Raw genomic sequence first — 23236 nt, 5'->3', positions numbered from 1 at the left:
CGAGCCCGCACCCGCACCAGCCCCCTGGCAGCACTTCGCCCCGTCGCATAACGACGGGGCGAAGCGTCAGGGCCCGGATTTAACCAACAGCGTCCGTTCCGCCGCACCCGGCTCTTTCCGGCATGTCCGCTCAGCGGCCCACGCGCCGGCGGTGGCGTCCGCCGCGCCCCGGCCCGGGCACTGCGGTGCCATGGCCGCCCTGGGCGGCCTGGGCCTCGGCCCGCTCCTCGGCCAGGCCGAAGCGGTCCAGCAGCGGCAGCCGGTCCAGGTTGGGCAGCACCCAGGCGTGCCAGACGCCGGTGACGAACAGGATCGCCGACCCGGCCACCAGCACCGCGCCCAGGGTGTCCGTGGGGTAGTGGGCGCCGATGTAGAGCCGGGAGAAGGCCACCAGCAGCACGGCCAGCACACCGCAGACGGCCACGGTGCGGCGGTGGCGGGACTCGCGGAACAGGAAGTACGCGGCGACCGCGGCGGCCACGGTGAAGGCGGTGTGGCCGCTGGGGAAGCTGTTGGAGCCGATCTGCGGGTCCAGCGAGAACTTGGTGGGCGGCCGGTGCCGGGCGACGATGGCCTTGGCGACCTGGGTGCTGTTCCAGCCGATGGCCACCACCAGGAAGGTGGCCACCGCCTGGGTCGGGCGGCGGCGCAGGAACAGCAGCCAGCCGGTCCACACCACCAGGACGATCACACCGGCCGTCGGCGAGGCCAGATAGCTGACGCCCTTCATCACCTCATTCAGCCAGCCGGTGCGCAGATTGGTCTGGATCGTACGGTCCAGGCTCAGATCGTGCGGCTGGATCAGACTGGTGTGCGCGGCGAGCAACCCGAGCACCAGCGCAACCGCGAACAGCAGAACGGAATTGCGCAACCAGTGGCGCACATAGGGCATGGGCGGGGGTCCTTCGTATCGGCATGGCGGCGCCTGAGCGGCTGCCCGCGGGGGTGATGACCAACTGCAAAACTACATGTGCGCGGCGTGGACCCCCCAAGTGCGGCCCCCACCAAGGGTGATCGACTGTACGCAGTGTGACGCGACGGTCGCATACCGTGCCCGAGGACGTGTCCGGGCCCGGTGCCACTCGTTCTCCTCGCGGAGGAGCCATCTCTGCGACTGGCTGAGGAGCCTTGATGCGACGAGTCCTTACCGCGGTCACCATGGCCGCGGCCGCCGTTGGCCTGGGGGCGAACGCGGCCCAGGCGGCGGTACTGCCGAAGCTGTCGGAACTGGCGACGCTGGCCGCGGTCGACCCGGGCAACCTGGGCGAGACGGTGGACGGGGCCGCCCAGCGGTCCACCAATATCGCGGGAGAGACGGGGGGCAACGCACTGCGGCGGGCCGTGCCCGCGGCGGGACGCACCGGCGGCACGGCGGTGCGCAAGACCGGCTCGGCGGCCCGGCGGGCGATCGGCGACACCGTGGGTTCGGCCCGCGAAATCCTGGGCGAAACGGCCAAGTCGGCGGCGCTGGACCAGCCGGTGGGCGGTCTGCCGGTCAAGGGCCTGCCCGCCGGCGGCCAGTTGCCGGTCCGGGGCGTGCCCGGCGTCAGCTGAGACCGGCCCGGGAGTCCGCGCCGGTCCCGGACCGCGGTCCGGGGCCGGCCGGTACACCGCCCTCCGCTTCCAGCGGTCTTGGAGCCGGCTTGGAGGCGTCTTGGATGCCACTTGTGGATTTCCGCCGGCCGAGGCGGCCGGATGTCACAAAAACCGATCGTTGAGTAATCCCGCGGTACCCCTGGGTGACATCCACGCCCTTCCGAACTGACATGGGCGTAAACCGACTTGTGGTCCTGATGCCCCTGGGGCACCCGGTGCCGGAGAGCAGGGCCGCGAGGGATGTGGCTCCGATACCGGCCCAACACACCCAAGAGACATATGCCTTCGGTCACGTTTAGCGCAGACCGCACACCGGCAACTGTGACTGGGTAACGAGCCCGCATCTCCTCCCCGTCGCCCACCCCCTTGTAGGTCCGGACCTGCCGGTCGGCAGCCGGCCAAAGATCATCGCCAAGGGCACACGGGGTCTTGGATATGCAACGAACCTACGCTTTGATCGTCCTGTACGGAAGCGGGCGGGTCGCCCCATAATGGGTGATACATCCTGCCGCGCATCGGCAACCGTCACAGTCGTGACCGGAGGGAAGTGCGATGTCCTTAACCACCGGGCTCCATGTCAGTGTTCTCGGACCGTTGACGGTCCTGGCGCAACAACGCCCGGTGGACCTCGGTCCGGCCCGGCAACGGACCGTCCTGGCCGCCCTGTTGCTGGCCCCCGGTGAAACCGTGCCGCCCGAGCGGCTGCTGGAGGCCGTATGGCCGCGCAATCCTCCCGGCGCCGCGATGGCCACCCTGCACAGCTATGTCTCCAACCTCCGGCGCGTCCTGGAACCCAACAGCCCGCCCCGCTGCCGCAACCGGGTACTGCGCCGCGAACCCTCCGGATATGTCCTCGCCATCGACCCCGCACTCATCGACGCCTGCCGGTTCGAGCACCTGCTGAGGGACGGCCGCCGGCTGCTGCTGGAAGGCCAGTACAAGGCGGCCAGCCGCACCCTGGAATCCGCGCTGACCCTGTGGCACGGCGCGCCCTACCCCGAGCTGTGCGACGACGAACTGGGGGCGCGCAGCGCGGCCCGGCTCGAGGAGCTCCGGCTGCTGGCCCTGGAGAGCCGCTGGGAGGCCGAACTGGCCCAGGAACGCGACTATTCGGTGATAGCCGCCGACCTGGCCACCCTCAGCATGAAGTTCCCCACCCGTGAACGCCTCAGCTGGCTGCGTATGAAGGCGCTCTACCGCGCCGGGCGGCAGGCCGAGGCCCTGAAGGTCTATCACCACACCCGCCGGCTGCTGGCCGATGAGTACGGGGTGGACCCCTGCCCCGAGTTGCAGGATCTGTTCGGCTCGATATTGCGGGGGGTGTCGGTGGCGCGGACGGCGCGGCCGGGCGCGGTGATCTGACAGTCAATCGGCCTACCGCTGACGGTCATGCGGCCGGGCCCGGGAGCACGGGGGCGGCTCCCGGGCCCGGCCGGCCCATTCAGCCGGCCGGCTCGGCGATCTCCGCCAGCCTGGGCCGCGCCAGCCGCCGGTAGTCCCCGGTGTCCAGTTCCAGCGACAGATGGAGCTCACCGGCGTTGAAGTAGATCTCCGAAGGCTCCAACAGGCCGGGATCCACGACCAGTTCCAGGGCCGGCTCGAAGGAGAACGGCACAATGGACCCGCTGACGCTGCCGGTCAGCCGCTCCGCCGTCTCGGCCTCGACGAAAGAGGCGTGCTTCGCCTGGTAGAGGTCCTTCAGGCGGCCGAGGTCCAGCCGCCGGTCGCCCGGCACCACGGCCAGCACATAGTGCGAGGACTTCTTGGTCACCTTGACCCGCACCACAATGCACTTGGCCGCGTGGGCCAGTTGATTGCCGCGCAGGGCGCTGACCACCTCGGTGCGCCCCTCCGGCCGGTGCTCGATCAGCCGGTGCCGGGCCCCGCCGTCCCGCAGCAGGGCCAGCAGGCGCTCGGTGACCGGCTCCTGGACGGGGGAAGCCGGTACGGGGGAAGCCTGTTCCGTCATCCCCACACCACCGCCGAGTCCAGGCGCTGATCAGCGAAGCCCATGAAAAAGCCCATGGTGATCCGGTTGGAGCCGGAGACCCGCTCGATGGAGTGGTAACGGGTCGGGTTGATCAGGTAGACGTCTCCGGCCTGGGGCTTGAACTCATGGCCGGGGTAGCCCGCCACCACGGCCTCGTCATAGCCCAGCCCGTCGGGGATCTTGTGCACCTCGTCCGACGGTTCCCAGGGCTTGGGGTGGATGCGCAGCTCGCCGCCGCCGTCGCACTCCTGCAGGCAGACCACACAACTCAGCTGGTGGGCCAGGCCGCTGAGGACGATACCGGTGTCCTTGGCGTCCCGCATGATGTTGTCGTTGTGCAGCGGGTTGCGTACGCCGTCGGCGTGGATGCGGACCACCGAGGCGGCGTACTCACGTCCGTCCGGCTCCCGGGCCGGCTCCACCGCGGCCAGGCCGAAGGTCTCGCCCAGGGCGGCGCGCACCTGTCCGGCCAGGTCGTAGGAGACGCCCTCCAGCATGGCCTTGGCCTCCGCGGCCGCCGTGAAGTAACCGTCCAGGTCGTCCAGGTACTTGGCCAGGTAGGGGCCGATGGTGGTCAGGGCGCCATTGGCGTAGCTGGTGGTGGAGGCATTGGCGAAGAGCTTGCCGATGCGGTCCAGGTTGTCGGCGAACTCCCGGGCGGGCAGCAGGTTGCGCAGCACCACCACGGCCGTCTCTCCGTCGGCCAGCCGGCGCAGCAGCCCCGCGTCGGGGCGTTGCCGCGCGACATCGATGACGACACGGTCCCAGTTGTCAGCGCTCGGCATGGATCGGTGCTCCTTGGGTGACGGAGGACGGGTGGTGGGGGTCGAGGGGCAGGCGGATGACGTTGTCCGGTTTCAGCGGCTCCCAGTGCTCGGCCGGCGCCAGGTCGGGGATGACCTCCGAGGCGATGACCGTGCACCGGTCGGTCCGCAGCCGGAACATGCCGAAGTAGCGCGGCGAGAGGGTGTCCGGGGAGGTCCAGTGGATGACATAGGCGTCGGTGGGGTTCACCGCGATGGCGTTGCCCGAACTGCCGCCGCGCGGAATGCGGTTGAGCCGCTCCAGCGTCTCCTTCTCGTCCAGGACGCGGGTGCCGTCCGGGACGATGTAGTCGAAGTACTCGCGGGAGTCGAACTCCGAGGCGTCCATGCCCAGCAGCTGGTGCACGGTCGGCAGGAAGCCATTGTGCATAAACCACCAGGGGACCTCCCCGCCGCGCTCCAGCGGGTGGGTGAAGGCCATTCCATGGTTCTTGGCCAGGGTGGCGTGCCGGGCGTGTACGGCCAGGAAGCCGGTGCTGAGCTCCGGCACCGGTGACTGGCGGAAGCTGTCGGTGAGCGGACGGATGTCACGGTGCGTGCCCAGCCCGTACGGGGCGTCCGGCTCCCGCCACACCGCTCCCCAGCCGTTGGGGTGCACATCGGTGGGACCGTCGTGGTCGGCCGTGCGGCCGCAGCTCATCGCCTCGGCCGCCGCCAGGATGTCGCGGGCACGGAACTCACCCGTGGCCACGATGAGTCGGCACATGGAAGGGTCAACCTCGCAATCGGTGGGCGACGACGGACTGAAGAGCCGCGCGGACGTGCTCGGCGCGGCCGCCGGTGACGATGACCCGGCCGGCGGCACCGGTGTGCCGCAGCCGGTCGGAGGCCAGCGCCGCCCGGTCCTCGGGGGCAATGAGGTCAAGGGGCGGCGGGGGAACGGTCCTTACCACCTCGACCATGGCGCCGGCCGGGCCGAGGGCCGCACCGGCGGTGAGCTCCTCCTCCGAGACGGCCACGACCTGCCCTGCGGGGGCGCCCGCCGGCGGGGGCGCCGGCGCCTCGTTGTCCAGGTGGGCGCGGAAGGCCAGTTCGGCCCAGTCGGCGCCGGTGGCCCGGGCCACCAGGTCCACCAGTCCGCCGCCGGAAAGACGGAATCCCATCTCCACGAAGACCGGGCCTTGCGGGCCCTGGATGACGTCGATATGGAAAGGGCCCTCGCGGTAGCCGACCGCGTTCAGGCAGGCCGCGGCGAGTGTCTCCAGCCCGGGCTCGGCGGTGCCGCCGTGGCGGGCGACATGGCCCACCTCGCGGAAGCCCGCCAGACCCGGCTCGCCGGGCACCTCCTCCAGGGTGGTCAGCTTCTCGCAGACGCTCAGCAGCACCGGGCGTCCGGCGTGCGCAATGCCCTGGAGGGAGACCTCGGGGCCCTTGACGAACTCCTCGGCCACCACGCCCGCGAAGGCGCCCCCGCCGTAGTTGGCGGTGGACCGGATGCGCTCCAGCGCCCGATGCCGCTGTTCCGCCCCGTCCACCAGCAGCACGCCCAGCCCGCCACCGCCGTCCACCGGCTTGACCACCTGCGGATAGCCGAGCTCCGCACCCTCCGGTTCCCCGCCGGTCCCGAGGACGGCGAACCGTGGCTGGCCCACCGGGGCCGAGGCCCTTAGCAGGGCGTCCCGCTGTTGCCGCTTGTCCAGGGGCCGGAAATCCTCGCCCACGGCGGGCCAGGGCGCCACCCGCAGCATCCGGGCGAGGGCGAACCCGGCCTGGACATAGCGCTCGAAGCCGGTCAGCACCAGGGCCGGAGTCACCCCGGCCGCGTCCAGCGCGGCGCGCACCGCTTCCGGATCCTGGGGCTGATCGACCCCCAGCTCGATGTCGAAAGGCCGCCGCCCCAGCGCCCGGCGCCAGCGCAGATAGGCGGGGGTCTCCACCAGCACCGCCGGCATCTCCCGGCGGCGGGCGCTGTCAAGGTAGGGGTCCAACCCGTCGCGGGTGGCGCCCACTTGTACGAAGTGGCCTGGGGAAGTCATTCCCTCACCGGCCGGAGAGCAGCTCGGGCACCAGCGGGCCGCCGGGGGTGTGCCGGGTCCGGATGACCTTCTTGTGCGGGTCGCCCTCCAGGATGGCGTCGATCAGCTGGCCGCCCTCCGGGGTGACGGTCGGCAGCCGCAGCGAACTGCCGTACAGCACCCGCAGCTGGGCCAGGGTCAGCCCGCTCAGCTTCTCCAGACGGGCCATCAGCTCGGCGGCGCCCGGGTCTTCCTCGGCCGCCGGGCCTTCCAGCAGACTGCGGATCAGCGGGACGCTGCCCACCAGGTCCGGCTGCTCGGCGGCCAGATAGGCGTCCAGGGCGGCGCCCTTCTCGGTGAACGGCGCGTGGACCATGGCGACCAGCTGTTCCTCGGTGACGCCATATGCCTCCAGCGCATAGGCGTCCATGGCCGCCCGCATCTCCTCGGCCCGGCCGGTGTACCGCTCGCGCATCATCTCCACCAGCTGGGGCGGGAACTCCTTCTGGTGCATCAGGGAGATGGCGAACTCGGCGTACTCGTCCAGTCCTTCGGCATAGCTCAGACCGTGCCGGCGCTCGGTCTTCAGCGCCCGCAGGTGGGCCATCAGCGCCGGGTTGCCGCAGTCGGACTCGGTGAAGCTGAAGGCGATGTCGTCGAAGACAAAGCCCAGGTGCTCCGTCAGCAGCTCCCAGTGGTCGCCCGAGGCATAGGCCGTGTCGTCGTAGATGGAGAAGAACTGCAGCCCGGTACGGACCTCGGTGGTGATGGCGTGCTCGGCGATGACCTCGGCGGCGTCGGCGCCGTGGATATCGGCGAAGTACGCCTGGGAGATGTTGTTGAGCGCGGCGAGGAAGCCCTGGAACCCGGCACGCATATCGCGCGGCGGCTGCAGGCCGAACCTGCGGGCCAGCCGGGTGACCCACAGATAGTAGTCCCGCTGTTCCCGCTGGGAGTCACCGGTGATGATCAGGTCCACGCCGCCCTGGTAACCGGCGGCCAGGCCAAAGGAGTTGACCATGCTGAGGTTGCAGGCGTTGCAGAAGGTGGGACGGGCGTCCGCGGCGGTGCGGTGACCGGTCATCAGGATGTCGACCCGGTTGCGCTCCACCACCTCGCGGGCGTGCGGCTCCCCCGCCGCGAACGAGCGCACCAACTGACCGTCGATGAGCAGCAGTTCACAGTCGGGGTCGTCGTACAGGCGCAGCGCCCCATAGGCACGGTCGATGTTGTCCATCACGGCCCGCGGCATGCCGGCGTGCCGGTTGGTGGCCACCCGCATACGGAAGGTGGCGCCGTGGATCTGGGACAGGACCAGTTGCATGGTGCGGACGAACGCCAGGGTGTACGAGCTGTCCTTGCCGCCGCCGTAGGCGACCAGGACCACATTGCGGTCCAGCTGGTCCTTGTCCGGCAGGGCGTCGTACAACCGCATGGCGCAGCGGACGGCGCCCAGGTAGTTCTCGGTGGAGAGCACCGTCCTGATCTCCCGCAGGGCGGCGGCGTGGTCCGGTCGTTGCGCGGACACGGCAGAATTCTGCGCGGTTAAAACCATGGCTGAAGAAACACCTCATGGACTGGAAAACGGTGGGCAGACCAGGTGGAGGGTGAAATCAAGAAGGGGGTCGGCGGGCTGGAGGCACTCGCATCGAATGAGGAACCGGGCACCCGATTCCCTCCGGCCGAAGCCGGGATATCCCCCGCCTGAATTCCCCCGATCGTTAAACGTACCCGGTGATCAACACTTACTCTTGGCCATGGTTATTGCCGCTGTCAATGGCCTGTCTCACTGACCGGGCCAGCACTGCCGCAGGGCGCCGAGCGCGGCGCGGACGGCGGGCCTCCGGTCGGCCTGGGAGCGCCAGACGGCCGAGACCCGGCGGGTGGGGGCGGGCCGCATCGGCAGCACCCGGACGGAGGGCGGGAGCGCGCCCCGGCCCAGGCGCGGCAGCATGGCCACCCCCAGCCCGGCGGCCAGCAGGGCGACTTGGGACTCGTATTCCTCGACTTGGTAGGCGATGTCCGGTTCGCCGTCCTGCCCGGTGAACTCCGCGAACGACCGCATCAGCCACTCATGACACATGGCTCCCGGCCCCTGGCTGATCCACCGCTGTCCTCGCAGGTCGGCCGGGGACAGCCGGTTCCGGCCGGCCAGTGGATGACCCTGGGGCAGCAGCACATCGGCGATGTCCTCGCCGAGATCCGCCTTGAGCAGCGAACCGGGCACGGTCAGCGGGGTGTTGTGCCAGTCGTGCACGATCGCCATGTCGGCCTCGCCCCGTACCACCTGGCTCATCGCCCGGTTGGGGTCGGTCTCCAGCAGGCGGCAGTCCAGGGCCGGGTGGCGGTCGGCGAGTCCGGCCAGCGCGGTGGCGACAAAGCCCCGGCAGGCGGTCGGGAAGGCGGCCAGCACCAGCCGGCCGGTCGGCTGCTCGCGCTGTTCCTCCAGCCGGGAGCGGGTCCGCTCCAGCACCGCCAGCACCTCCTCGGCCGCCTCGGCCAACAGCCAGGCGGCGGAGGTGAGTTCCACCCGCCCGGCCTGCCGGTCCAGCAGTTGTGCCCCCACCTCGCGCTCCAGCTTGGCTATCTGCTGGGAGACGGCCGAGGGGGTGTAGCCCAGGGAGGCGGCCGCACCCGTGATGGAGCCATGGGTGGCCACGGCACGCAGAGAACGCAGTCGGCTGAGATCGATCATGAAGCGATGCTAAAGCCCCACCTTCACAAATCGGCGCTGGCCTCCGGCCACCTCTGCTGCTGTGATGGCCCCTTGGCAGTGGCACGCGCTCAGGAGACTTTTACATGAAGCCCGTTCACATCGCCCTCGCCGTATTGGTCGCCGCGGTATGGGGTGTGAATTTCGTCGTCATCGACGTCGGCCTCAGTGACTTTCCGCCGCTGCTCTTTTCCGCACTGCGCTTTCTGCTGGCGGCGCTGCCCGCGGTCTTCTTTGTCGGACCGCCCAGGGTGGCCTGGCGCTGGGTACTGGCCGTCGGAATCGCCCTGGGCATCATGAAGTTCGGCATGCTGTTCATCGGTATGCATGTGGGAATGCCGCCCGGGCTGGCCTCCCTGGTGCTCCAGGGGCAGGCCGTTTTCACCATGCTGTTCGCGGTGCTGCTGCTGCGGGAACGGCCGCGCCGGGCCCAGCTGGTGGGCATGGTCATCGCGTCGGCGGGCATCGTGCTGGCCGGTGTGGAGTCGGACACGGCGACCGTCGCCGGGCTGCTGCTGGTGATCGGCGCGGGCGCCTGCTGGGGTCTGTCCAATATCGCCATGCGCAAGGCCGCTCCCCCCGACACCTTCCGCTTCATGGTCTGGGTGAGCGTGGTCCCGCCCGTGCCGCTGGCCCTGATCTCGATTCCCTTCGAGGGCTGGCACCATGATGTATCGGCCCTGCGGCATCTGTCGCTGTCCGGCCTGGGGGCGGCGCTGTATGTGGCCTGGGGCGCCACCCTGTTCGGCTTCGCCGCCTGGGGCTATCTGCTGCGCACCTATGACGCCCCGACGGTGGCCCCGTTCTCGCTGCTGGTCCCGGTCTTCGGCCTGGCGGCGGCCTGGGTGTGGCAGGGCGAGCGGATGAGCGCCCTGACCTTCGGCGCCGCCCTGCTGGTCCTGGCCGGCATCGCCATCGGCACCCTGCGGCGTCCGGCGCGATCCACCCGGCCCCTGGTTCCGGCGCTCGCCGGGGCCGGAGCCGCCCGCCAGGAGGAGCACACGCCCTGACCCCGGGTCCGCCGGAAGCACAATGGACCCATGCCACAGACAGAACTCGTGGTCCTGGTCGGGCTGCAGGCCTCGGGCAAGTCCACCTTCTACGCCCGTACCTTCGCCGGCACCCACGCCCTGGTCAGCAAGGACCTGTTCCGCCGCGCCAAGCACCGGCAGCGCCGGCAGATGCGGCTGGTCGACGAGGCGCTGGCGGAGGACGTCCCGGTGGTGGTCGACAACACCAACCCCTCGCCCGAGGAGTGGGAGCCGCTGATCGAGGCCGCCCGCTCGCACGGGGTCCCGGTCCTGGCCTACTGGTTCCCGCCGGACGTCCTGGGCTCGCTGCTGCGCAATGCCGCGCGCCGGGGCCCGGAGCGGGTGCCGGAGACCGGCCTGCAGGCCACCCTCAAGCGGCTGCGCCGCCCGGCACCGGCCGACGGCTTTGACGCGGTGTACGAGGTACGGCTCGATGGCCATGGCGGCTTCCTGGTGCGCCCGGCCGGGGAGACCATGGACCTGCGGGAGCCGCGGCCCGCCGGCCCACCGCCGCTGGCCCTCTTCGACCTGGACGGAACGCTGGCCGATCTGCGGCACCGGCTCCATCTGGTGCGCGGCCGCCCCCGGGACTGGGACGCCTTCTTCGCCGCCGCCCCCGCCGATCCGCCGCTGGCCGAGGGCGTCGGGCTGGCCCTGGCCTGTGCCCGCCACTGCGAACTCGCCTATCTCACCGGCCGTCCGGAGCGCTGCCGTGCGGACACGGTGGACTGGCTCACCCGGCACGGACTGCCCGCGGGCCGGCTGCTGATGCGCCCTGAAGGCGACCGCAGACCGGCCCGCACGGTCAAACCGGAACTGCTGCGCGCCCTGGCCCGGGAGCGGACGGTCACCGCCGTGGTCGACGATGACCAGCAGGTCTGCTCGGCCTATGAGGCGGCCGGCTTCCGGGTGTTGCACGCCACGTGGATGGAGCCGCAGCCGGTGCTGGAGCAGGTCCAGGAGCGGGAGGGCCGCACCTGATCCCGGCCGGGCTCCTGGAGTTCATAGGGCTCATGGGGCTCACGGGGCTCATGGAGCTCATGGAGCTCATGGAGCTCATGGGGCGAGTCCGGGGAGCTCGCCGAGCGCCTGGTCCAGGACAACCGCGATCTCCTCCACCTCGTCCGCGGAGATCACCAGCGGCGGAATGATCACGATGGCGGGCCATCGGGCGAGCGTGGACACCAGCACCCCGCGCGCCTCCATGGCCAGCCGGAGCAGGTCGGGCTGGTCCACCTCGATGGCATACATCAGCCCGGTGCCGCGTACCGCGGTCACCGAACGGTGCCGTTTCACCACATCGTTGAGCCGGCGCTCCAGGCCGGCGCCGCGCCTGCGGACGTTCTCCAGCACTCCCTCCGTGGTAAGGGCCTCCACCACGGCCAGCGAGGCGGCCAGCCCCAGCGGATGCCCGTCATGGGTGGACCCCACGAACAGCTGCCGCTCGTAAGGCAGTTGGTACAGCCGCTCATAGATCTCATCGGACAGGACCACGGCCGACAGGGGTGCGTAGCCCGAGGTGAGCCCCTTGCCGAGGGTGAGGATGTCGGGCCGTACGCCCAGTTGCCCGGAGCGGGTGAAGGCCCCGGTGCGGCCCATGCCGGTGGTGACCTCGTCGATGATCAGGTGGATGCCGGAGGAGCGGCAGAACTCGGCCAGGGCACCCAGGTATTCCCCGGTGAGCACATGCACGCCCTCGCCGACCACCGGCTCCACCACCACGGCGCTGATCCGTTCCGGCCCATAGTCGGTCATCGCCAGCCGCAGGTCGTCGGTACCGGCGTCGCCGTGCGACTCAAAGGGGCCGGGGGCGTGTGCCACGCCCGGCAGCAGGGGCCCGGCCTGGTGGTGGACCTGGGGGATGCCGGTGAGCGCGCCCGCTCCCGCCCCCAGACCGTGGAAGCCGCGCCACATCCCGAAGACCGCCTCCCGCTCGGCGGCTCCCTCCGCCCGGTGCAGAAAGCGGGAGAGCAGCACGGCCGTCTCCACGGCCTGCGAACCGTTCCCGCAGTAGCGGATCTTGTTCAGATGGCCGGGCAGATGCGGCAGCAGGGCTTCGGCCGCGGTCATGGACAGTGCGCTCGGCCGGCCGTAGCCGATCAGGTTGGCATAGGGCAGGGTGTCCAACTGCCGTTTCACCGCGTCCTTGACGCCCGGGTGGTCATAGCCGAGGGTGACGTTCCACAGTCCCGAGCGGGCGTCCAGGAACCAGCGGCCGCCGTTGTCGCGCACCCGGACGCCCCGCCCCTCGGCCAGCATGGTCTCCGGGGAGGCGGCTTTGAGGTAGGCGTTCATGGCCGGGCTGTTCCACAACGGGTAGTCGGCGGGGCTGATCATTCGTCACCGGCGGCGAACTGGTCGATGGCCACGGCCAGTTCGGTGACGGTCGGGTGCTCGAATATCAGCATCAGCGGCAGCTCGGCGCCGAACCGCTCGCGCAGCCGGTAGGTGACCACGGTGGCCAGCATGGAGTTGCCGCCGATGGCGAAGAAGTCCTCGTCCGGGCCGAAGCCGTCCTTCTTCAGCACCACGGCCCATGCGTCGGCCACGGCCTTCTCGGTATCGGTTCCAAAGGTCATGGAGCGATTCCCTTCGTGGGTGTCCGGCTCAGCCGGGACAGGGGGGTGTGCGGTGCGCGCAGAGCCGCCCTCAGCAGCTCCGCGTACTCGGCGCAGAGGCGTTCAGCCACCGGTGGGCCGAAGACATCGAGGTCGTACTCGGCCGTGGCGTGGATCCCGTCCGCACGCCGGGTGAGCACCAGGTCCAGGTCGAACTTGGCGGTGCCATTGAAGACTTCCAGCACCTCGGTGGTCAGACCGGGCAGTCGCGGGCCGTTACCCCGCGCATCCTGGAGGGAGAACATCACCTGGATCAGCGGGGACCGGCCGGGTGCCCGGCGCGGGTTGAGCGCGCTGACCAGTTCGTCGAAGGGCAGGTCCTGGTGCCGGTAGGCGCTCAGGGCGGTGTCCCTGGTCCGGGCGAGGAGCTCGGTGAAGGCGGGGTCGCCGGAACAGTCGGTGCGCAGCACCAGGGTGTTGACGAAGAACCCGATCAGCGGTTCCAGCCGGGGCTCGTCGCGGCCGGACACCGGGGTGCCCACCGCGATGTCGCCGTGCTCGCTGTGCCGGGCGAGGGTGGCGTTGAACCCGGCGAGCAGCGCCATGAACACGGTGGCGTCCCGCTCGGTGCACAGGGCGGTCAGCCGGCCGGTGTCCTGGGGGCCGAGCAGCCGGAAGCGGTGCAGTCCGCCGGCCCCGGAGGGCCGGGCCGGACGGGGCCGGGCGCCGGGCAGGGTGAGCGACCGCAGTCCGGCCAGCCGCCCGCGCCAGTAGGCCAGGTCGCCCGGGTCGGGCCGCCGCTGTTCTTCCTCCTGTGCGAAGTCCCGGTACTGGGCGGGCAGCGGCGCAAGCGCCGAGGGGCCGTCGCGGTAGAGCTCCTGGAGTTCGCGCAGCAGGATCCCGGTCGACCAGCCGTCGAAGGCCGCGTGGTGCACGGTCAGGGCCAGCAGGTGGTCCTCGGGCCGCACCCGGATCAGCCGGGCCCGGATCAGCGGTGCGCGGGCCAGGTCGAAGGGCCGCGCGGCCTCCTCCTCGGCCCGGCGCAGCGCCGCTCCGGCCGAGCCGGCCTCCTCCTGCACCATGCCGAACAGTCCGGCCGGCTCGGCGAGTTGACGGGGCATGCCGTCCTCGCCCCGCACCACCCGGGACCGCAGCACCTCATGGCGGGCCACGATCGCGGTGAGCGCCCGCCGCAGCCGCTCCGGGTCCAGCGCCCCGCGCAGCCGCAGGGCCAGGGCCACGTTGTAGGTGGCATGGCCGGGCAGCAGCTCGGCCAGGAACCACAGGCGGCGCTGGGCCGCGGACAGCGGTGCGGCCCCTGGGACGGGCGCGGCTGCCCCCGACAACGGTCCGGCCCCCGAGCCGGGCGAGGCCGCCACCGGCCGTGGCACCGACCCTGGGCCGGGCGGGGCTCCTCTCGGTAGCGCCGCGGACCCGGGCTCGGACGAGACCGACCCCGACCCGGAGCCCGCGCCCTGCCGAACCTCCGGTCCCACCGGCCCCACTCCCAAACCAGGCGAACCATCCACGGGCAGCGACGCGGCCCCAGATCCGGACGGAACTGACACCGGCCCGGGCCCCGAACCCGGCTGAACCGCCGGAACCACCGGATCCAGGGCGGCCAGTTCACCGGCCAGATCCGCCAGCACCGGGTAAGTGAACAACAGCGGCAGAGCTACCGGCAGGCCCAGCCGGTCGGTGAGGCGGGCGGCGACCCGGGCGGCGGTCAGTGAATTACCGCCGATATGGAAGAAGTTGTCCCGGGCGGCGACGTTCTCGGCCTCCAGGACCTCGCGCCAGACCTCCGCCACGGCCCGCTCCCAGCGGGTGGCAGGCACGGTCCGCTCGGACGTCTCGTCCCGGGGCCGGGGCAGGGCGGCCCGGTCCACCTTGCCATTGGCGGTCAGCGGCAGGGCGTCCAGCGGTACGACGGCACCCGGCACCAGATGGGACGGCAGGCGCTCCGCCAGGTACCGGCGCAGCTCCGCCTCCCCGGTGCCGTCGGTGACGGCATAGGCCAACAGCCGTGCCGCCAGGCCCTCCCCGGAGGACGTCACAAAGGCATCGCGGACGCCGGGATGGGCGCCGAGCACCGCGGCGACCTCGCCCGGTTCGATGCGGAAGCCGCGCAGCTTCAGCTGGTCGTCGGCCCGGCCCTCGAACTCCAGCCGCCCGTCCGGCCGGAGCCGGACCAGGTCGCCGGTGCGGTAGAGGCGGGTGCCGGGTTCGCCGAAGGGGTCGGCCACAAAGCGTTCCGCCGTGCTCTCGGGGTTGCCCATATAGCCCCGGGCCACGCCACAACCACCCAGGTACAACTCCCCCACCGCACCCGGCGGTACGGGCCGCAGCCACCGGTCCAGCACCCGGGCCAGAGTGCCGCCGATGGGGCGCCCGATGGGCACCGATCGCGCCCCGTCCAGGGTGCCGACCATCTCGGTGGTGGCGAAGGTGGTGGCCTCGGTGGGTCCATAGCCGTTGACCACGGCCAGCCCCGGCAGTGCCGCGCGCAGCCGGCGCAGGTGCGGCGCGGAGAGCGCCTCGCCGCCGGTGACCAGCAGCCGCAGCGGGGCCAGTGCCTCCGGGGCGGTGTCGGTGACCAGGTTGGTCAGTTGGGAGGTCAGCCAGAGGACGGTGACCCGCTCGCGCTCCAGCACCGTGCCGAGTTCCCGGGGCCCGACCGGCCCTGGCGGATACAGCGCGACCCGGGCGCCATGCGCCAGGGCGGTCCATACCTCAAAGGTGCTGGCGTCGAACACCGCCGGCGCCAGGGCCAGAAAGGTGTCCCCGGGCCCGAGGCCCAGATGGGCCAGGCCACGCACCAGCCGGACAACGGCCCGGTGTGTGACCGCGACCCCCTTGGGCCGCCCGGTGGACCCGGAGGTGTACATCACCCAGGCGAGCTGATCGGGGTGGATCACGGCCCGGGGCGCCTGGGCCGGCCAGGTCTCCAAGGGCTCGTCGACTGCCACGGCACAGGCGGACTCCCCCGTGCCGGCACGGCTGGTGACCACCATGTGGGCGCCGCTGTCGGACAGCAGCAGCCGGTTACGGGCGGCCGGGTGCGCGGGATCCAGCGGCAGGCAGGCGGCACCCGTCTTCAGGACGGCCAGCTGGGCGGTCACCAGGTCGGGGCCGCGCTCCAGACAGACGCCCACCACGCGCTCCGGCCCCGCGCCTGAGGCGATCAGCCGGTGCGCCAACCGATTGGCGGCAGCGTCCAGTTGGGCATAGGTCAGCCGACCGCCGCCCTCCGCCGAGAGCGCGACCGCATCGGGGGCACTCCCGACCTGACGGGAGATCAGCGAGACCAGGTTGTCCGCCGAATCCAGCGACGGTCCCTGGAGCCCGGTGGGGACACTTCCCTCGGGCAGAGCCAGCCGGGACAGGCGCCGGCCGGGCCGGGACACGGCATCGGCGAGCAAGGTCCGGTAACTCTCCACAAGACGCCGCACGGTGGCGGCCTCGAACAGATCCGTGCTGTAGACGATCGAGCCGTCCAGCCGCCCGTCGGCCCGCTCTTTCACCACAAAGGAGAGGTCGAACTGGCAGGTACCGCTGTCGAATTCCACCGGTTCCGACGCGATGCCCGGCAGCCGCAGCCAGTCCTCCGGAGCCCGGTACAGCTGGAAGGTGACCTGGAAGACCGGATTGCGGCTGAGGTCCCGGTCCGGGGCCAGCCGGTCCACCAGCCGCTCGAAGGGGGCGCCCTGACCGGCGAAGGCGCCATTCACCGCGGCACTCGTCGCCGCCAGCAGTTCCCGGAAGGCGGGGTCCCCGGCGCAGTCCACCCGTAGGGCGGTCATGCTTGTCACATAGCCGACCAGCCGGTCGAGTTCTTCGCGGGTGCGGTTGGCCAGCGGGGTGCCGACCACGATGTCCTTGCTGCGCGCATACCGGGCCAGCAGGGCGGTCAGGGCGGCCAGCAGGGTGGTGAACAACGTGGTCCCGGCCTCCCGGCCGGCCTGGCGGGCGGCGTCGGCGACATCCTTGCCGAGGGTGAACCGCTCCACGGCCCCCCGGTGGCTGAGCACCGCCGGTCTCGGCCGGTCGTAGGGCAGTTCGGCCTCGGCGGGCGCCCCGGCCAGCCGTTCCCGCCACTCGGCCAGCTGCTCCTCATGGCTCAGCCTGCTCTGCCACCAGGCGAAGTCCACGTACCGGACAGGAAGTTCGGGAAGCCTCGCGTCGGACCGGGCATACAACTGTCCCAGTTCCTCGAAAAGCACCTCCGTCGACCGGCCGTCGGAGATCAGATGGTGCATCACCAGACACAGCACATGCTCCTCGGCACCGAGCCGCACCAGGGTGGCCCGCAGCAGCCGCCCGGCGGCCAGGTCGAACGGCGCGGCGTACCGTGCGGCCAGCACCTCGCGCAGTGCTTCCTCTCCCGGGTGCCGCGTCAGGTCGGCCTCGTCCCAGTCGACCGTGGTGTGGGGGCGGATCACCTGGTGCGGCACCCCGTCGCGTACCCGGATCGCGGTGCGCAATGACTCATGGCGGCAGACCAGTTGGTCCAGGGCCCGGCGCAGGGCGCCGGCGTCCAGCGGTCCGCGCAGCCGGTGCGCCTCCAGTACGTGGTAGGCCGAGCGCTCGGGCAGCAGGGAGTCCATCAGCCACAGGGCCTGCTGTCCCGGGGCGAGCGGCAGGTCCCGGTCGTGTGGGGCGCGGGGCAGCGGCTCGGGGTGCCGGGCCGACCGGTCCGCCGAGGCGGCTTGGTCCACCAGGGCGGCCAGGTGGGCCAGGGTCGGCCGGGACAGAAAGTCCAGCACCGGCACCTCCACGCCGAACTCCCGGCGAACCAGGGCGATCAGCCGGATCAGCTGAAGGCTGGTGCCCCCGGCGCGTAACAGGTTGATGTCGGCGGCCGGGTTCAGCTCGGGCATGACCTTGGCGACACAACGCCGTTGGAGCCGCCGGACGGTTGGATCGGCGGAGGCCGGGCCCGGGTCCATGGATGCGGGACCGGCCCGACGGGCCAGCGCCGCCAGGTCGGCCTTGCCATTGGCGGTGACCGGGATGGCGTCCACCAGCAGCAGGCGCCCGGGGAGCATATAGCCGGGCAGGCGCTCGGCGAGGTGATCGCTCAGCGCCCCGGTATCCGGGGAACTGCCCGGCCGGGCCACGGCATAGACAACCGTCCGCCGCTCGCCGCCCCCGGCCTCGACGACGTCCGCCACGGCGCTGCGTACCTCGGGGTGTTCCAGCAACGCGGCCTCGATCTCGCCCAGTTCCACCCGCTGCCCACGCACCTTGACCTGCCGGTCGGCGCGCCCGATGAACACCAGGTCGCCGGCCTGGTCATAGCGGACCAGGTCGCCGGTGCGGTAGAGCCGTTGGCCGGGGCGGAAGGGGTCGGCGACAAAGCGGGCGGCGGTGCGTGCCGGGTCCCCGTGGTAGCCCCGGGCGACGCCCGGCCCGCCGAGGTAGAGCTCCCCCACCGCGCCGGGCGGCACCGGGCGCAGCCGCTCGTCCAGCACATGCGCCCGGTGGTGGCCGACGGGCCGCCCGATCGGCGGGGGGACCCGCATCCGCCCGGCGCAGTCCCGGTAGATGACGCCAATGGTGGCCTCGGTGGGCCCATAGCCATTGATCACCCGGCGGCCCGGGGACCAGCGGGTGACCAGGGAGCCGGGAAAGGGCTCGCCGCCGACCGAGGCGATCCTCAGCTCGGGGAACTCCCCCGGTTCCATGGTGTCCATCAGCACCGGCGGCAGTTCGGCGACCGTGATCCGTTCCCGCCGCAGGGTCTCGGACAGCGCCTGGACCGACCAGCGTTCCGCGTCGCCCGCGCACCACAGGGATGCCCCGGTCAGCAGGGCGGTGAAGACCTCCTGCACCCAGACGTCGAATCCGGGCGAGGCATACTGCAACACCCGGTCCTCTGGCGTGAGTTGGAAGAGGTCCTGGAGGGAATGGACGAAGTGCACCACCTGGGCGTGCTCGACCACGACGGGGCGCGGCTCCCCGGTACTGCCGGAAGTGAAGATGGCATAGGCGGCCCCGCGCGGGTGGGCGGCGTCCGGTACGGGGTGCCCGGTGGCCCGGCCGTCGTCCCCGCCGTGACCCGCGCCGTCGTCCCCGCCGAGGCGGAGCAGATGCCAGGGCCCGTCCTCGGCGAACCGCCCGTCGGTGACCACCGCCGCCACCGATGCCTGCCGGAACAGCCGGGCGGCGCGCAGGGCGGGAGTGTCCGGATCGAGGGGAACCCAGGCGGCTCCGGTGCGCAGGACACCCAGGGCTGCCGTCACCCAGCCGGGGTCGCCCCGGGAGAGCATGATCCCGACCCGGTCCTCCGGCCCAACGCCCGCCGCGATCAGCCGACCGGCCAAGTGGCTGGTCTCCCTCGCCAACTGGCGGTAGGTCAGTTCCCCGGACGTGGCGGCGACCGCCCGCCGGTCCGGGTGGCGGCGTACCACCTCGTCGAAGAGAGCGGTGAGGGTGGTGCTCCCGGTTGGCGCATCCCCGCCCCGCTCCCCCGCCGGCCCGGGTTCGGCGTACGGCCAGGACCACAGCGGGCGCCCGGGGTCCGAGACGCCCTGGCGCAGCAGCACGGCCGCCTGCCGCAACAGACCGCGCACGGTGCCGGTCTCATGGCGGTCGGGGTCGAACTCCGCGACCAGCCGGCCGGGCACCTCCTCCAGATCGAGCAGCAGCTCGGCGCCCTGCCAGGGGTGCGGTTCCAGGAGGACGTCCGAGGGCCGGCGGAGGCGCACCGTGATGGGCGGGGTCCGGCGGGTAGGGCGCGTCGGCGTCGCGGCGATCCGCGCCGCCAGCGCACCCAGTCCCTCCCCCGAGGCGATCTCGCACTCCACCGCACCCTCGGCCGAGCCCCGCCCCAACACCCCGACTTTCAGCTGTCGTTGTCCGACGTATATGCTCAACGCCGCCAGGACAGCCGCCAGTCGGTGAGCTCCTGGCGCACTGTCCAAAGGTTCGGCGAGGCGTATACGGCTGGGCGGAGGCGGTTCGCCGACGGCCGTGGCCCGGGGAAACCGGGTGGGCGACTCGGGCCCCTCGACCTTGCCGTGATCGTCAACTTCCCTGCCCGCGGCGCTGATTCGCTCGAAAAACCGTGTGCGGCGATCACTGTCATGGACGAACTCGGGCGCGCGCACTACCGACCCCCTGCCCCCCGCCATGCTGCCCCGGCTCAGCAGTTCGAGGAGGGACTCTACCGCCCACTCGTACATGTGCTCCACCCTGTGACTGATGAGTGACATGCTCCAGGAGCGTTGGTACGCTGCCGCAGCGCCGAGCCGGCACCGGGGGGTTGTGTGGACTTCGCCCATACGGAAGCAGAGCTGGAATTCCGGGATCGGGTCCGGACGGTGCTCTCCGATTGCCCCGACCGGTCCGATGAACCCCTGCTGTACCGGAAGTTGGGCACGGCAGGGCTTCTCGGCGCGGACTGGCCGACGGCGTACGGCGGCCGGGACGCGCCCTCCTCGTACACCTCCATCGTCAGTGAGGAACTTGTCCGCGCGGGGGTGCCCGACACCCTGTTCATCAACAGTGTGCTGACCGTCGGCCGGCTGCTGCTCCGTATCGGCACCGAGGAACAGAAGACGCGGCTGCTTCCCGGCATCGCCCGGGGCGAGTCATTCGCCGGAGTCCTGTACACCGAGGCGGACGCCGGCTCCGACCTGGCCGGGCTGACCACCTCCGCGACCGCTGTGGCCGGAGGGTTCGAGATCAGCGGAACCAAGGTGTTCGGCCTCAAGTCCCCGCTCACCGATGTGGGTTTGTGCGCGGCACGTACCACGGAGCATGACCGCTATGGCGGCCTCACCCTCTTCCTGGTCGATATGCACGCCCCCGGGGTGCACATCACCGAACTGGACAGCGTGCCCGATGAACCGTTCCATGTGGTGACCCTCGACCGGGTCGCGGTGACCGGGGCCGATGTGGTCGGCGGCCTGGGCAACGGCTGGTCGGTGCTGGCGGAGGCGCTGCCGCTGGAACGGATGGGTTTCGACTTCGCGCTGCGCGCCGAGCGCTGGTACGCCCTGGGGCGCTCCGCTCCCGAGGACCCCTGCTCGGCCGTGGAGTCCGCCCGGTATGCGGCCAGGGTGGAGGCGGCCCGGCTGCTGTCCTGGCGGGCCTCGGCGACACTGGACGCGGTGCACACCAGCACGGCGAAGTGGTACGGCGGTGAACTCGCCGCCGAGCTCGCCCTATGGGCCCTCACCCGGTACGGCCCCGAGGCCCCCGCCGAGATCGACCGGGCCTGGCGGGAGGCGCCCGGGCTCCGGCTGTCCGGCGGCACCTCGGAGATGATGCTCCAGACCCTGGCCGAACACCTGCCGGACCTGGTGGACTGACCATGGATCTCCAACTCGACCGGCACCAGCGCGATCTGGCCATGGCCCTGCGCGCCGCCCTGGCCGGGGCCGATCCCGATGACGTCGGCTCCCGCCTCAAGGACCTCGACCTCTACGCCCTGGAATGCCCCGTGGCACAGGACGGACTGGGGCTGGGCCTGGGCATGGGCGTCATCGTGGCCGAGGAACTGGGGCGGTATGCCGCACGCGACGACTACCGACACCGGGCCGCGGAACGGGACCGGGCGACCGTCCCGGCCGGCCGGGTGAAGACCCGCGAGCGCATCCGCCAGGCCGCGTACCTCCTGGGCCTGGCCACCGGCGCGCACCGCCTCGCCGTCCAACGGGCCGCCCAGCGCCACCAGTTCGGCACCGCACTCGCCCAACGCCAGGCCATCGCCTTCCCATTGGCCGCCCAGTACGCCCACCAGGAGGCGCTATGTCTGCTGGTCCACCGCGCGGCCTGGCTGGACGACCGGAACGAACCCGCCGGACCGGCCGCGGCCCGGGCCCTCGCCTACGCGGCCGAGCAGGCCCTGGAGGCAACCGCCTGGGCGGTGCACGTCCACGGCGCCTTTGCTCTCACCCGGCACGCACCGGTGCACCGGCACCGCGAACTGGCGGCGGTGGAGGCGGTGCGCCTGGGCAGCCCGTCCATGCTGTGGCGAGAGTCGAAAGAGGCGTCATCATGATCCAGCGGGTCGCCATTATCACCGGGGCGGGCAATGGCATAGGTGCCGCGACGGCCGTCCGGCTGTCCTGGGACGGCCTGGCCGTCGCGGTCGTCGACAAGGACCGGGAAGCGGGCGAACGCACCGCTCAAGAGATCACCGAAAGCGGCTGCCCCGCAGTGGCCGTACCGGCCGATGTCACCGACCCCGCCCAGATCCGGGCGGCGGTCGACCAGGTGACCGCCCAACTCGGGCCGCCCACCGTGCTGATCAACAACGCCGGCCTCACCAGCGACCGCCCCTTCGCCGAGATGACCGCCATGGACTGGGACCTGGTGCTGGAGCTCAACCTGCACGCCCCCTTCCTGATGTCCCAGGCCGTACTGCCATATCTGCGGCAACAGCGCTGGGGCCGTATCGTCAATGTCTCCAGCCTGGCCGCCCAGGGCACCACCCACCAGGCCAACTACGCCGCCGCCAAGGCCGGCGTCCAGGGCCTGACCCGGGCACTGGCGGTGGAACTCGGGCCGGAAGGCATCACCGTGAACGCGGTCGCCCCCGGATATATCGTCACCGGCATGTCCCGGACCAGCGCCGCCCGCCATGGCGCCCAACTCGCCTCCCTGCAACGGGTGGCCGCCGCCCGGACACCACTACGACGGGTGGGCCGGCCCGAGGATGTGGCCGAGGCGATCGCCTTCCTGGCGAGCGAGGAGTCCGGCTTCATCACGGGGCAGGTGCTGCCGGTTACCGGGGGCCTCACTGTGTGAGGCCCCGCCATCCGACGAGCCATCGCACCAGGTCGCCGAACGACCCGGCGAAAGGCCAGTCGATCTCGCATCTCACCGGCGAAGCACGCGGGCCTACGCGCCGTACGTCTCCTTCCAGCGCTTCCGATGGCTCCGGTCACCCTGGCCCGCGCCGTTCACGCCGGCCACGCTCTCCAGCGACGTGCCACTGTTCCAAAGCCCCAGCAGATCCCGGTGTATTGCGATGATTCCGTTCTTACGGACAACGTCCTGGGAAGGGCCGCTCAAGCGCGTGGTGGTGACAAACACGGCGACATCGGCCCCGAAATGGACCTGGGAGCCCAGCAAATCACGCATCTCACGGCTGGCGATCGCGCTTCGCGGTGCGTAGCGCTTGCACTGGACGACCATCGTCCGGCCATCCGGAAGCCGCCCGACAACATCCGCCCCCTGGTCCCCGGTTCCGCCCACCCTGCGGACCTCCGAGCAGCCGTCCCGTCGGCAGAGCTCCGCCACCAGCTCCTCGAACTCGGTACCGGACATCCTGTCCACCTCGGCCAGCGTCCGGTGCCCCGCTGCCACGGCCTCCTGCCGACGCCAGTTCCGGTCCCGGCTCCGCAGCAGCCGGTCGGTCCGCCACAGCCGCCACCCCAGTACGCCTACGCCGCCCACACCGCCCACGCCTACGACGTACGGCCACAGAACGGACCAGAACACCACGAGCACGATCAGCAACAGCCCCCCGCCGGCTAAGCCGGCCTTGGTTATGGCCTCACGCCTGCGCTGTGCCGCGGAACGCCGCCTTCGTCGTCGATTTGCCATGCCGACTCC

The 23236-nt window shown here is 71.5% G+C and carries 18 protein-coding genes and 1 pseudogene; 8 read left to right on the top strand and 11 right to left on the bottom strand.

The features are described 5' to 3' along the window. Window positions 1-130 precede the first annotated feature (130 nt). Complete coding sequence (locus tag ACIHFE_RS29000; RefSeq protein ID WP_400111169.1) at window positions 131-892, bottom strand: phosphatase PAP2 family protein; 762 nt, start codon at window positions 890-892, stop codon at window positions 131-133. A 239-nt stretch (window positions 893-1131) separates the two neighbouring features. Here ACIHFE_RS29000 and ACIHFE_RS28995 point away from each other — a divergent pair, with 239 nt between their 5' ends. Both ACIHFE_RS28995 and ACIHFE_RS28990 read left to right on the top strand, forming a co-directional pair. Further along, the gene (locus ACIHFE_RS28995; RefSeq protein WP_400111167.1) at window positions 1132-1554 is read left to right on the top strand and encodes an ATP-binding protein; all 423 of its coding nucleotides are present in this window, start codon (window positions 1132-1134) and stop codon (window positions 1552-1554) included. A 594-nt stretch (window positions 1555-2148) separates the two neighbouring features. After that, window positions 2149-2958 (top strand): BTAD domain-containing putative transcriptional regulator, encoded by an 810-nt coding sequence (locus ACIHFE_RS28990; RefSeq protein ID WP_400111165.1) that lies wholly within the window; start codon window positions 2149-2151, stop codon window positions 2956-2958. A gap of 79 nt (window positions 2959-3037) precedes the next feature. On the opposite strand, the gene ACIHFE_RS28985 is transcribed toward ACIHFE_RS28990, so the two are convergent. The 6 genes from ACIHFE_RS28985 to ACIHFE_RS28960 all read right to left on the bottom strand — a co-directional run bounded on the left by ACIHFE_RS28985 (window position 3038) and on the right by ACIHFE_RS28960 (window position 9060). Further along, window positions 3038-3565 carry a YbaK/EbsC family protein gene (locus ACIHFE_RS28985; protein ID WP_400111163.1) on the bottom strand — a complete coding sequence of 176 codons (528 nt, stop codon included), beginning with the start codon at window positions 3563-3565 and terminating at the stop codon, window positions 3038-3040. Further along, on the bottom strand, window positions 3562-4371 hold the full coding sequence (locus ACIHFE_RS28980; protein WP_400111160.1) for a hypothetical protein: 810 nt from the start codon (window positions 4369-4371) through the stop codon (window positions 3562-3564). The genes ACIHFE_RS28985 and ACIHFE_RS28980 overlap by 4 nt, the downstream gene beginning before the upstream one ends. Then, window positions 4358-5116 (bottom strand): class II glutamine amidotransferase, encoded by a 759-nt coding sequence (locus ACIHFE_RS28975; RefSeq protein ID WP_400111158.1) that lies wholly within the window; start codon window positions 5114-5116, stop codon window positions 4358-4360. Before ACIHFE_RS28975 ends, ACIHFE_RS28980 begins: the two co-directional genes overlap by 14 nt. Before the next feature lie 7 nt (window positions 5117-5123). Further along, window positions 5124-6386, bottom strand: a complete 1263-nt coding sequence (locus ACIHFE_RS28970; protein WP_400111156.1) for an acetyl-CoA carboxylase biotin carboxylase subunit family protein — start codon at window positions 6384-6386, stop codon at window positions 5124-5126. A gap of 4 nt (window positions 6387-6390) precedes the next feature. After that, on the bottom strand, window positions 6391-7893 hold the full coding sequence (locus tag ACIHFE_RS28965; RefSeq protein WP_400111154.1) for a PqqD family protein: 1503 nt from the start codon (window positions 7891-7893) through the stop codon (window positions 6391-6393). 258 nt (window positions 7894-8151) lie between these two features. After that, window positions 8152-9060, bottom strand: a complete 909-nt coding sequence (locus ACIHFE_RS28960; protein ID WP_400111153.1) for a LysR family transcriptional regulator — start codon at window positions 9058-9060, stop codon at window positions 8152-8154. Window positions 9061-9164: 104 nt separating this feature from the next. Between ACIHFE_RS28960 and ACIHFE_RS28955 the strand changes: the two genes are divergently transcribed. From ACIHFE_RS28955 to ACIHFE_RS28945, 3 genes and pseudogenes are all read left to right on the top strand, one after another. Continuing rightward, window positions 9165-10088 (top strand): EamA family transporter, encoded by a 924-nt coding sequence (locus ACIHFE_RS28955; protein ID WP_400111151.1) that lies wholly within the window; start codon window positions 9165-9167, stop codon window positions 10086-10088. Between the two features lie 30 nt (window positions 10089-10118). Further along, window positions 10119-10433 (top strand): annotated as a pseudogene (locus ACIHFE_RS28950) (AAA family ATPase); the annotation flags it as partial. Window positions 10434-10583: 150 nt separating this feature from the next. Beyond that, window positions 10584-11090 (top strand): hypothetical protein, encoded by a 507-nt coding sequence (locus ACIHFE_RS28945; protein ID WP_400111187.1) that lies wholly within the window; start codon window positions 10584-10586, stop codon window positions 11088-11090. A 75-nt stretch (window positions 11091-11165) separates the two neighbouring features. Here ACIHFE_RS28945 and ACIHFE_RS28940 read toward each other — a convergent pair whose 3' ends face one another. The 3 genes from ACIHFE_RS28940 to ACIHFE_RS28930 are packed head-to-tail and all read right to left on the bottom strand — an operon-like array spanning window position 11166 to window position 19545. Further along, the gene (locus ACIHFE_RS28940; RefSeq protein ID WP_400111149.1) at window positions 11166-12446 is read right to left on the bottom strand and encodes an aspartate aminotransferase family protein; all 1281 of its coding nucleotides are present in this window, start codon (window positions 12444-12446) and stop codon (window positions 11166-11168) included. Next, the gene (locus tag ACIHFE_RS28935; RefSeq protein ID WP_400111148.1) at window positions 12443-12688 is read right to left on the bottom strand and encodes a phosphopantetheine-binding protein; all 246 of its coding nucleotides are present in this window, start codon (window positions 12686-12688) and stop codon (window positions 12443-12445) included. The genes ACIHFE_RS28940 and ACIHFE_RS28935 overlap by 4 nt, the downstream gene beginning before the upstream one ends. Then, window positions 12685-19545 carry an amino acid adenylation domain-containing protein gene (locus tag ACIHFE_RS28930; RefSeq protein ID WP_400111146.1) on the bottom strand — a complete coding sequence of 2287 codons (6861 nt, stop codon included), beginning with the start codon at window positions 19543-19545 and terminating at the stop codon, window positions 12685-12687. Before ACIHFE_RS28930 ends, ACIHFE_RS28935 begins: the two co-directional genes overlap by 4 nt. Window positions 19546-19938: 393 nt before the next feature. Between ACIHFE_RS28930 and ACIHFE_RS28925 the strand changes: the two genes are divergently transcribed. Genes ACIHFE_RS28925 through ACIHFE_RS28915 form a run of 3 tightly spaced genes read left to right on the top strand, consistent with a single transcriptional unit; the run spans window position 19939 to window position 22426 of the window. Continuing rightward, on the top strand, window positions 19939-20985 hold the full coding sequence (locus ACIHFE_RS28925) for an acyl-CoA dehydrogenase family protein (protein ID WP_400111144.1): 1047 nt from the start codon (window positions 19939-19941) through the stop codon (window positions 20983-20985). 2 nt (window positions 20986-20987) lie between these two features. Beyond that, window positions 20988-21677: an acyl-CoA dehydrogenase family protein gene (locus ACIHFE_RS28920; RefSeq protein WP_400111143.1), complete on the top strand. Its 690-nt coding sequence runs from the start codon at window positions 20988-20990 to the stop codon at window positions 21675-21677. Continuing rightward, window positions 21674-22426, top strand: a complete 753-nt coding sequence (locus ACIHFE_RS28915; RefSeq protein WP_400111140.1) for an SDR family NAD(P)-dependent oxidoreductase — start codon at window positions 21674-21676, stop codon at window positions 22424-22426. Before ACIHFE_RS28920 ends, ACIHFE_RS28915 begins: the two co-directional genes overlap by 4 nt. Before the next feature lie 93 nt (window positions 22427-22519). Here the strand turns inward: ACIHFE_RS28915 and ACIHFE_RS28910 are convergent, their stop codons facing one another. After that, window positions 22520-23131 carry a restriction endonuclease gene (locus ACIHFE_RS28910; RefSeq protein ID WP_400111185.1) on the bottom strand — a complete coding sequence of 204 codons (612 nt, stop codon included), beginning with the start codon at window positions 23129-23131 and terminating at the stop codon, window positions 22520-22522. Between the last annotated feature and the right edge of the window lie 105 nt (window positions 23132-23236).

It is taken from the genome of Streptomyces sp. NPDC052396 (assembly GCF_044593195.1).
Taxonomy (GTDB): Bacteria; Actinomycetota; Actinomycetes; order Streptomycetales; family Streptomycetaceae; genus Streptomyces.
This window is presented reverse-complemented; position numbering and strand designations above follow the sequence as displayed.

Coding starts and splice junctions, on each gene's coding strand:
- ACIHFE_RS29000 (WP_400111169.1), bottom strand. CDS start 892: ATGCCCTATGTGCGCCACTGGTTGCGCAATTCCGTTCTGCTGTTCGCG.
- ACIHFE_RS28995 (WP_400111167.1), top strand. CDS start 1,132: ATGCGACGAGTCCTTACCGCGGTCACCATGGCCGCGGCCGCCGTTGGC.
- ACIHFE_RS28990 (WP_400111165.1), top strand. CDS start 2,149: ATGTCCTTAACCACCGGGCTCCATGTCAGTGTTCTCGGACCGTTGACG.
- ACIHFE_RS28985 (WP_400111163.1), bottom strand. CDS start 3,565: ATGACGGAACAGGCTTCCCCCGTACCGGCTTCCCCCGTCCAGGAGCCG.
- ACIHFE_RS28980 (WP_400111160.1), bottom strand. CDS start 4,371: ATGCCGAGCGCTGACAACTGGGACCGTGTCGTCATCGATGTCGCGCGG.
- ACIHFE_RS28975 (WP_400111158.1), bottom strand. CDS start 5,116: ATGTGCCGACTCATCGTGGCCACGGGTGAGTTCCGTGCCCGCGACATC.
- ACIHFE_RS28970 (WP_400111156.1), bottom strand. CDS start 6,386: ATGACTTCCCCAGGCCACTTCGTACAAGTGGGCGCCACCCGCGACGGG.
- ACIHFE_RS28960 (WP_400111153.1), bottom strand. CDS start 9,060: ATGATCGATCTCAGCCGACTGCGTTCTCTGCGTGCCGTGGCCACCCAT.
- ACIHFE_RS28955 (WP_400111151.1), top strand. CDS start 9,165: ATGAAGCCCGTTCACATCGCCCTCGCCGTATTGGTCGCCGCGGTATGG.
- ACIHFE_RS28945 (WP_400111187.1), top strand. CDS start 10,584: ATGGACCTGCGGGAGCCGCGGCCCGCCGGCCCACCGCCGCTGGCCCTC.
- ACIHFE_RS28940 (WP_400111149.1), bottom strand. CDS start 12,446: ATGATCAGCCCCGCCGACTACCCGTTGTGGAACAGCCCGGCCATGAAC.
- ACIHFE_RS28935 (WP_400111148.1), bottom strand. CDS start 12,688: ATGACCTTTGGAACCGATACCGAGAAGGCCGTGGCCGACGCATGGGCC.
- ACIHFE_RS28920 (WP_400111143.1), top strand. CDS start 20,988: ATGGATCTCCAACTCGACCGGCACCAGCGCGATCTGGCCATGGCCCTG.
- ACIHFE_RS28915 (WP_400111140.1), top strand. CDS start 21,674: ATGATCCAGCGGGTCGCCATTATCACCGGGGCGGGCAATGGCATAGGT.